General features: G+C 68.9%; 7 protein-coding genes. 1 reads left to right on the top strand and 6 read right to left on the bottom strand.

Translation table 11 applies throughout. The features are described 5' to 3' along the window. Positions 1-35: 35 nt before the first annotated feature. Entirely contained in the window at positions 36-992 is a 957-nt protein-coding gene (locus tag TY25_RS30555) for a metallophosphoesterase family protein (protein ID WP_086006301.1), read from the bottom strand. A 176-nt stretch (positions 993-1,168) separates the two neighbouring features. Between TY25_RS30555 and TY25_RS30550 the strand changes: the two genes are divergently transcribed. Next, on the top strand, positions 1,169-1,573 hold the full coding sequence (locus TY25_RS30550) for a hypothetical protein (RefSeq protein ID WP_146153909.1): 405 nt from the start codon (positions 1,169-1,171) through the stop codon (positions 1,571-1,573). A gap of 49 nt (positions 1,574-1,622) precedes the next feature. Here TY25_RS30550 and TY25_RS30545 read toward each other — a convergent pair whose 3' ends face one another. From TY25_RS30545 to infB, 5 genes are all read right to left on the bottom strand, one after another. Continuing rightward, on the bottom strand, positions 1,623-2,972 hold the full coding sequence (locus TY25_RS30545; RefSeq protein ID WP_042261904.1) for an MATE family efflux transporter: 1,350 nt from the start codon (positions 2,970-2,972) through the stop codon (positions 1,623-1,625). A 113-nt stretch (positions 2,973-3,085) separates the two neighbouring features. Next, positions 3,086-4,087, bottom strand: a complete 1,002-nt coding sequence (locus tag TY25_RS30540; protein WP_042261899.1) for a DHH family phosphoesterase — start codon at positions 4,085-4,087, stop codon at positions 3,086-3,088. Between the two features lie 13 nt (positions 4,088-4,100). Continuing rightward, positions 4,101-4,541, bottom strand: coding sequence for a 30S ribosome-binding factor RbfA (gene rbfA / locus TY25_RS30535; RefSeq protein WP_042261898.1), 441 nt, complete (start codon positions 4,539-4,541; stop codon positions 4,101-4,103). A gap of 55 nt (positions 4,542-4,596) precedes the next feature. Beyond that, positions 4,597-4,887: a DUF503 domain-containing protein gene (locus TY25_RS30530; RefSeq protein WP_014986911.1), complete on the bottom strand. Its 291-nt coding sequence runs from the start codon at positions 4,885-4,887 to the stop codon at positions 4,597-4,599. A gap of 68 nt (positions 4,888-4,955) precedes the next feature. Beyond that, positions 4,956-7,005 (bottom strand): translation initiation factor IF-2 (gene infB / locus TY25_RS30525; RefSeq protein ID WP_081869206.1); only part of this gene is annotated, 2,050 nt, incomplete at its 5' end.

Genomic DNA, 7,005 nt, shown 5'->3' with positions numbered 1-7,005 from the left:
CCCGGGTGCGCGAACGCAGAAGGGGTGCGGCGAGGTCACAGCCCGCGCCGGCGGCGGGCCTTCAGGCGCATTTCCTCGGCGGCGGCCTTCATCTCCGGGGTGACCTGGAAGTGGCCGCCCCACTCGTTGAGGGTGCCCGGCGGGTACTCGGGGGCGGGCAGGATCTGGCGGAGCAGGCGGTCCGGGAGGCCGCGGCGCTGCCATTCACGCGGATAGCCGAGCGACACCTCTTCGAAGCGGACACCGTCGTAGTGCGAGGTGCGCGGGATGTGCAGGTGACCGTAGACCGAGCAGACCACGTTGTAGCGGGTGTGCCAGTCGGCGGTCTGGTCGGTACCGCACCAGAGCGCGAACTCGGGATAGAACAGCACGTCCGTCGGCTGGCGGACCAGCGGGAAGTGGTTGATCAGCACCAGCGGCGTGCCCTCGGGCAGCGCGTCCAGCTTGCGCTTGGTGACCTGCACGCGAGCGTTGCACCAGGCGTCGCGGGTCAGATACGGGTCCGGCGAGAGCAGGTACTCGTCGGTGGCGACCACATTGCGGTCCCGCGCGATCGCGAGGCCCTCGGCCTTGGTGGTCGCGCCCTCGGGCAGCCAGGTGTAGTCGTAGAGCACGAACATCGGTGCCAGCGTCACCGACCCGCCGTGCTGCTCCGCGCCCGCGCCCTCCCACGCCGGGAAGGGGTCCTCCGGGGTCAGCACATCGAGGTCGCGGCAGATCGACACCAGGTAGTCGTAGCGGGCGGCGCCGGTCATCTGCACCGGGTCCTTCGCCGTGGTCCACAGCTCGTGGTTGCCCGGCACCCAGATCACCTTGGCAAACCGGCCACGCAGCAGCTCCAGCGCCCACCGGATGTCGTCGGTCTTCTCCCCCACGTCCCCGGCCACGATCAGCCAGTCCTCCGGCGAGTCGGCCTTGATCTGCTCGACGACCGGCCGATTCCCCTGGTGCCCGACGTGAATGTCGCTCACCGCCATCAACTTGGGTATCACCACACCCACCTTAAGCACACCCACCCCCTCCGCGCCGCCCACCCCCGGGCGCGCCGAGATCACCGACCGCGGCACGCGGCGACCTGACAAACGGTATCCCGAAACTTCCGAATCGAAGCAAGCAGCACGGTAGGTTGCCGGTCATGATCGCACGCAACACAATTCGAGGGTTTGTCGTGGCATCATCGGCCGCGGCAGCCATCATCGCCGCTCCCGGTCTCGCCGGGGCGGCCGTCACCATCCCGCCGAGCAGCGCGACCTTACAAGTCGCGGGCAGCACCGTCACCGCCACATTGACCACGATCAGCTCGGATCTACCCGCCGCTCAGGTGCAGTGCACGCTGCTGATCGACGGCGATCCCCAGCAGAACGAGCTGTCCGACCGGGCCGCCGCACCGGCGAACTTCACGCTGAGCCGCGAGGTGGCCGCGGGCGACCATCTGGCCGTCACCTACTGCGCCGACTACGAGGGCGACTCGCAGACGCCCGGCACGTACCCGACCCTGGCCTGCGCCAAGGTGTCGGTGCCCGCGGGCACGGTCGAGTCGTTACCGGCCGACCGCTGCTTCCTGCCCGACTGACGCACCGTCCGGAACGCGAAACCCCGGGACCGGCCCGGGGTTTCGTTCGTCAACCGGTGGGCTGTCCGCGGCCGGGAACCTCGGCGCCCACCTGCGCCCAGCGACCGGACGCCGCCCGCCAGGACACCGCGGCCAGCCGCAGCACCATGAAAGCCACCAGACCGGCCCAGATTCCGGCGATCCCCCAGTCGAACGCGAGCGAGAGCCAGATGGCGGGGAGGAAGCCGAGCAACGCCGAGCCGAGCGTGCTGGTCCGCAAATAGGCGGCGTCGCCCGCGCCGAGCAAGACGCCGTCGAGGGCGAACACGATGCCCGCGACCGGGATGATGCCGACGAAGAACCACCACGCGACATGGGTCCGGTCCAGCACCGCGGGATCGTCGGTGAACAGCTTCGGGATCAGCACGGCGCCCGTGGCGAAACACGCGGCGAGCCCCAGGGAGAAGATCTCCGACCACTGGGTGACGCGCCGAGCCAGCGTCCGCGCGCCGGCCGCGTCGTTCGCGCCGAGCGCGGCGCCGACCAGGGTCTGCGCGGCGATGGCGAGCGAATCCAGGGTCAGCGCAAGGAAATTCCAGAGTTGCAGCACCAGCTGGTGCGCCGCGACCGAGGCCGCGCCGAAGCGGGACGCCACCGCCGCGGCCGACACGAAGCAGGCCTGGAAAGCGAGGCTGCGCACGATCAGGTCGCGACCGAGCACCAGCTGCGCCCGCATCACCGACCAGTGCGGCGCGAGCGGAACCCGTCTGCGAACAAGGGTATTCAGGAACAATGCCGCCATCACCAGCTGGCCGATCACGTTCGCGACCGCCGAACCGGGCAGCTCCATCCGGGGCGCGCCGAGCAGCCCGTGCACCAGTACCGGGCACAGCACCCCCGAAATCGCAAGCCCGGCAACGACGTAAATCAGCGGGCGGCGCGTTTCCTGTATGCCGCGCATCCATCCGTTGCCCGCCATGGAGATCAAGATGAGCGGCACCCCGAACAGCGCCACCCGTACCCACAACAGGGCTTCGTCGGCGATATCCCCGCCGCCCGAGATCGCGGTGGTCAGCGGGACCGCGCACAACTGGACCAGCACCAGAATCGCCAGTCCCACACCGATCGCGAGCCACGTCGCCTGCACCCCTTCGGCCACGGCGCCGCGCTCGTCTCCCGCACCGTGCCGGCGCGCCGCCCGCGCCGTCGTCCCGTAGGACAGAAACGTCAGCTGCGAACTCACCTGCGCCAGAATCAATCCGCCGACCGCGAGCCCCGCCAGCGCGAGCGCGCCCAACCGCCCGACCACGGCCAGATCGAACAACAGATACAGCGGTTCGGCGACGAGCACACCGAGCGTCGGAATCGCCAACCCGAGAATCCGCCCCGGACCCGCCTGCGCCGCAGGCTCGGCGACCACCTCACCGGTCGCCACGGTCGACGGCGCGGCACCCGCGGCCGGATCGTCCTCGATCGGCCGCGCACCTTGGCCACTCACGCATCCACCTCGTCACTCGACACCGTAGGGGCCACTCACTCCAGCGCGGCCAAGAGGGTGGCGACGAGGTCGTCCGCGGTGCCGTAGGCGGTGTAGCCCGCGGCGAACCGGTGTCCCCCGCCGCCGAGTCCGCTCGCGATCTCGGCGACGTCCACACCGTCGTTCGCGCCCGGCCTGCTGTCGCGGGACCGCAGCGATACCGTCCAGCGGTCGGCGACGGTGCGAGATTGCTTGAACACCGCGGCGATTCCCGCTTCCGAGGTGGTGCGGACGATATCGATGACGCTTTCGGCCTCTTCGGAGCTCACCTCGGCGATATCGTCGCGCCGCACGAACGCGTACACCAGCCCGATGCCGCCGCGCACCTGCGGCACGAGCTGGGTGGTGCCCAGCACCCTCGACAGCATGGTCAGCCAGCCGAAAGGGTGGGTGTCCAACAGGGTTCGGGCGATCTCGGCGCCGTCGATGCCGGTGGCGAGCAGCCGCTCGGCCAGCACGTGGGTACCGGGACGCACCCAGCGGAACGATCCGGTGTCGGTCACCAGTCCCGCGTAAAGACAGTGCGCCACTTCGGGATCGATCGGAATGCCCCAGGTGTCGAGCACCCGCACGATCAGGCTGGTGGTCGATTCCGCGCCGGGGTCGATCACGTTGATCGTGCCGAACCGGGTATTGGATCGATGATGGTCGAGCACCAGAACCGTTGCGGCCCCGGCCATTCGGTCGGCGAGCGCGCCGAGGCGCCCGGCGCTGCCGCAGTCGACCGCGATCAACAGGTCGACCTCGGCGGGCACCTCGGCGGGCGGCACCAGATGCTGCACACCGGGCAGCGACCGCATCGATTCCGGCAGCTCGGCGGGCTCGGCGAACGACACCCACACCGGGATCCCGCGCCGATGCAGGACCAGCGCCAGCGCGAGACCGCTGCCGACCGTGTCGGCATCCGGTTGCACATGACAGAGGACGGTGACCGAGCGGGCGGCTTTCATTGCCTCGACAGCCGGTTCGAGGTCGACTGTTTCCCGCATCGTCGTCATCGTCTACCGCATGTCACTCGTCGTCGCGTTCGACCTTGTAGGGGTCGGCGTCACCGGCGTGCCGGGCGGTCGCGGCCACCTTGGCCACCGCCTCGTCCGCCGCCCTGGCCTTGGCCAGCAGCGCTTCCATATCCGCCGCGACCTCGGGCACCTTGTCGAGCACGAACGCCAGGGTCGGCGTGAACTTCACGCCGGTGCCCGCGCCGACCTTCGAGCGCAGCACGCCCTTGGCCTTCTCCAGCCCCTGCGCGGCGCCCTCGTAGTCCGGTTCGGTGTCCAAGGTTTCGCCCAGGACCGTGTAGTACACCGTCGCCTCGCGTAGATCGCCGGTGACCTTGGCGTCGGTGATGGTCACGAAACCCAGCCGCGGATCCTTGATCTCGTATTCGATCGCGGTCGCCACGATCGAGGAAATCCGCTTCGCGAGTCGGCGTGCCCTGGCTTGATCCACCATGGCTGAACCCTCCTCTTTTCACTGGTGACGGGAGTGAACGGACCTCCCGACACGGTCAATCTTCGGGTCCGAAGATCCTGCGGCGCACTGCCAGCAACTGTAACTCCGGACGTGCCGCGACGTGCCGCTCGCAACGATCGAGTACCTCGGTCAGATGATCCATACCGGAACTGACCAGGGCGACCCCGAGCAACGAGCGACGATGGCGGTCATGCTCCCCACCCTCGGCGGCACTCACCCCGAAACGCTGCAGTTCGGCCAGGATCGGCCGGATCACCGAGCGTTTCTCCTTGAGTGAATGCACATCCCCCAGGAGGAGGTCGAACTCCAGTGCACCCAGGTACACCCATCCACCTCACAAAGTTCGAAAGGCCGGACCGTGCGTCACGCCGGGCGTGACGCACGGTCCAGAGCTCAGTCGCGCGGCTTTTCGCGCAGCTCGTAGGCCTCGATGATGTCGCCTTCCTTGATGTCGTTGTAGGTCAGCGTCAAACCGCATTCGAAGCCCTCGCGGACCTCGGTGACGTCGTCCTTTTCCCGCTTCAAGGAGGAGATCGTGACGGTTTCGGCGATCACCACGTTGTCGCGGAGCAGGCGCGCCTTGGCGTTGCGCTTGACCGAACCCGAGGTGACCATGCAACCGGCGATGTTGCCGACCTTCGACGAACGGAAGATCGCGCGGATCTCCGCCCGGCCCAGCTCGACCTCTTCGTAGATCGGCTTGAGCATGCCCTTGAGGGCCTTCTCGATCTCGTCGATGGCCTGGTAGATCACCGAGTAGTACCGGATGTCCACACCTTCGCGGTTGGCCAGCTCGGTCGCCTTGCCCTCGGCCCGGACGTTGAACCCGATGATGATCGCGTTCGACGCCGACGCCAGGTTGACGTTGGTCTCGGTGACACCACCGACACCGCGGTCGATGACCCGCAGCCGCACCTCGTCGTCGATCTGGATGCCGAGCAGCGCCTCTTCGAGGGCCTCGACCGTACCGGAGTTGTCGCCCTTGAGGATCAGGTTGAGCTCCGAAGTCTCCTTCAGGGCGGCATCCAGATCTTCCAGGCTGATCCGCTTGCGGCTGCGCGCGGCCAGTGCGTTGCGCTTGCGCGCATTGCGCCGGTCGGCGATTTGGCGAGCGATCCGGTCCTCGTCGACCACGAGCAGGTTGTCACCGGCGCCCGGCACCGACGTGAAGCCGATGACCTGGACCGGCCGCGACGGCAGCGCCTCGGTGACGTCGTCACCGTGCTCGTCGACCATGCGCCGGACGCGACCGTAGGCGTCGCCCGCCACGATCGAATCGCCGACGCGCAGCGTGCCGCGCTGGATCAGCACGGTCGCCACCGGGCCGCGGCCACGGTCGAGGTGCGCCTCGATGGCGACACCCTGCGCGTCCATGTCCGGGTTGGCCCGCAGGTCGAGCGCCGCGTCCGCGGTGAGCAGGACGGCCTCGAGCAGCTGGTCGATGTTGGTGCCCTGGCGAGCCGAGATGTTGACGAACATGGTGTCGCCACCGTATTCCTCGGCCACCAGGTTGTACTCGGTCAGCTGCTGACGGACCTTGTCCGGGTTCGCGCCTTCCTTGTCGATCTTGTTGACCGCCACCACGATCGGCACATCGGCCGCCTGCGCGTGGTTGATCGCCTCCACCGTCTGCGGCATGACGCCGTCGTCGGCGGCGACCACCAGGATCGCGATGTCGGTGGCCTTCGCACCGCGGGCACGCATGGCGGTGAACGCCTCGTGACCCGGGGTGTCGATGAAGGTGATGAGCCGGTCCTGCTCGCCGAGGTGGGTGAGCACCTGGTAGGCACCGATGTGCTGGGTGATGCCGCCCGCCTCGCCCTCACGGACGTTGGCCTTGCGGATCGTGTCCAGCAGTCGGGTCTTACCGTGGTCGACGTGACCCATCACGGTCACCACCGGCGGACGCTGCTCGAGATCCTCTTCGCCGCCCTCGTCCTCGCCGTAGGTCAGGTCGAACGATTCCAGCAGCTCGCGGTCCTCGTCCTCGGGGCTGACCACGTGCACGACGTAGTTCATCTCGCTGCCGAGCAGCTCGAGCGTCTCGTCGTTCACCGACTGGGTCGCGGTGACCATCTCACCGAGGTTGAACAGGGCCTGCACCAGGGCGGCCGGGTTCGCATCGATCTTCTCCGCGAAGTCCGACAGCGAGGCGCCGCGGGCGAGCCGGATGATCTCGCCGTTGCCGCGCGGCAGCCGCACGCCGCCGACGGCGGGCGCCTGCATGCTCTCGTACTCGGCGCGCTTCGCCCGCTTCGACTTACGGCCACGACGCGGGGCGCCACCGGGGCGACCGAACGCACCGGCCGCACCGCCACGGCCACCGGGACCACCCGGACGACCACCGCCGCCACCGGGACGACCACGGAAACCACCCGCGGCACCACCGGCACCGGGCGCACCCGTGCCGGCACCGGCGCCACCACCGGGCGCGCCGCCGCCG

Source organism: Nocardia brasiliensis NBRC 14402, assembly GCF_000308475.2.
In the GTDB taxonomy this organism is placed as follows: Bacteria; Actinomycetota; Actinomycetes; order Mycobacteriales; family Mycobacteriaceae; genus Nocardia; species Nocardia brasiliensis.
Note: the sequence above shows the minus strand (reverse complement) of the source record. Positions and strands in the feature narration are given on the sequence as shown.

Bases quoted from the DNA above. Each gene is read 5' to 3' on its own strand.
- TY25_RS30540 (WP_042261899.1), bottom strand. From the start codon at position 4,087: ATGACGACGATGCGGGAAACAGTCGACCTCGAACCGGCTGTCGAGGCA.
- rbfA (WP_042261898.1), bottom strand. From the start codon at position 4,541: ATGGTGGATCAAGCCAGGGCACGCCGACTCGCGAAGCGGATTTCCTCG.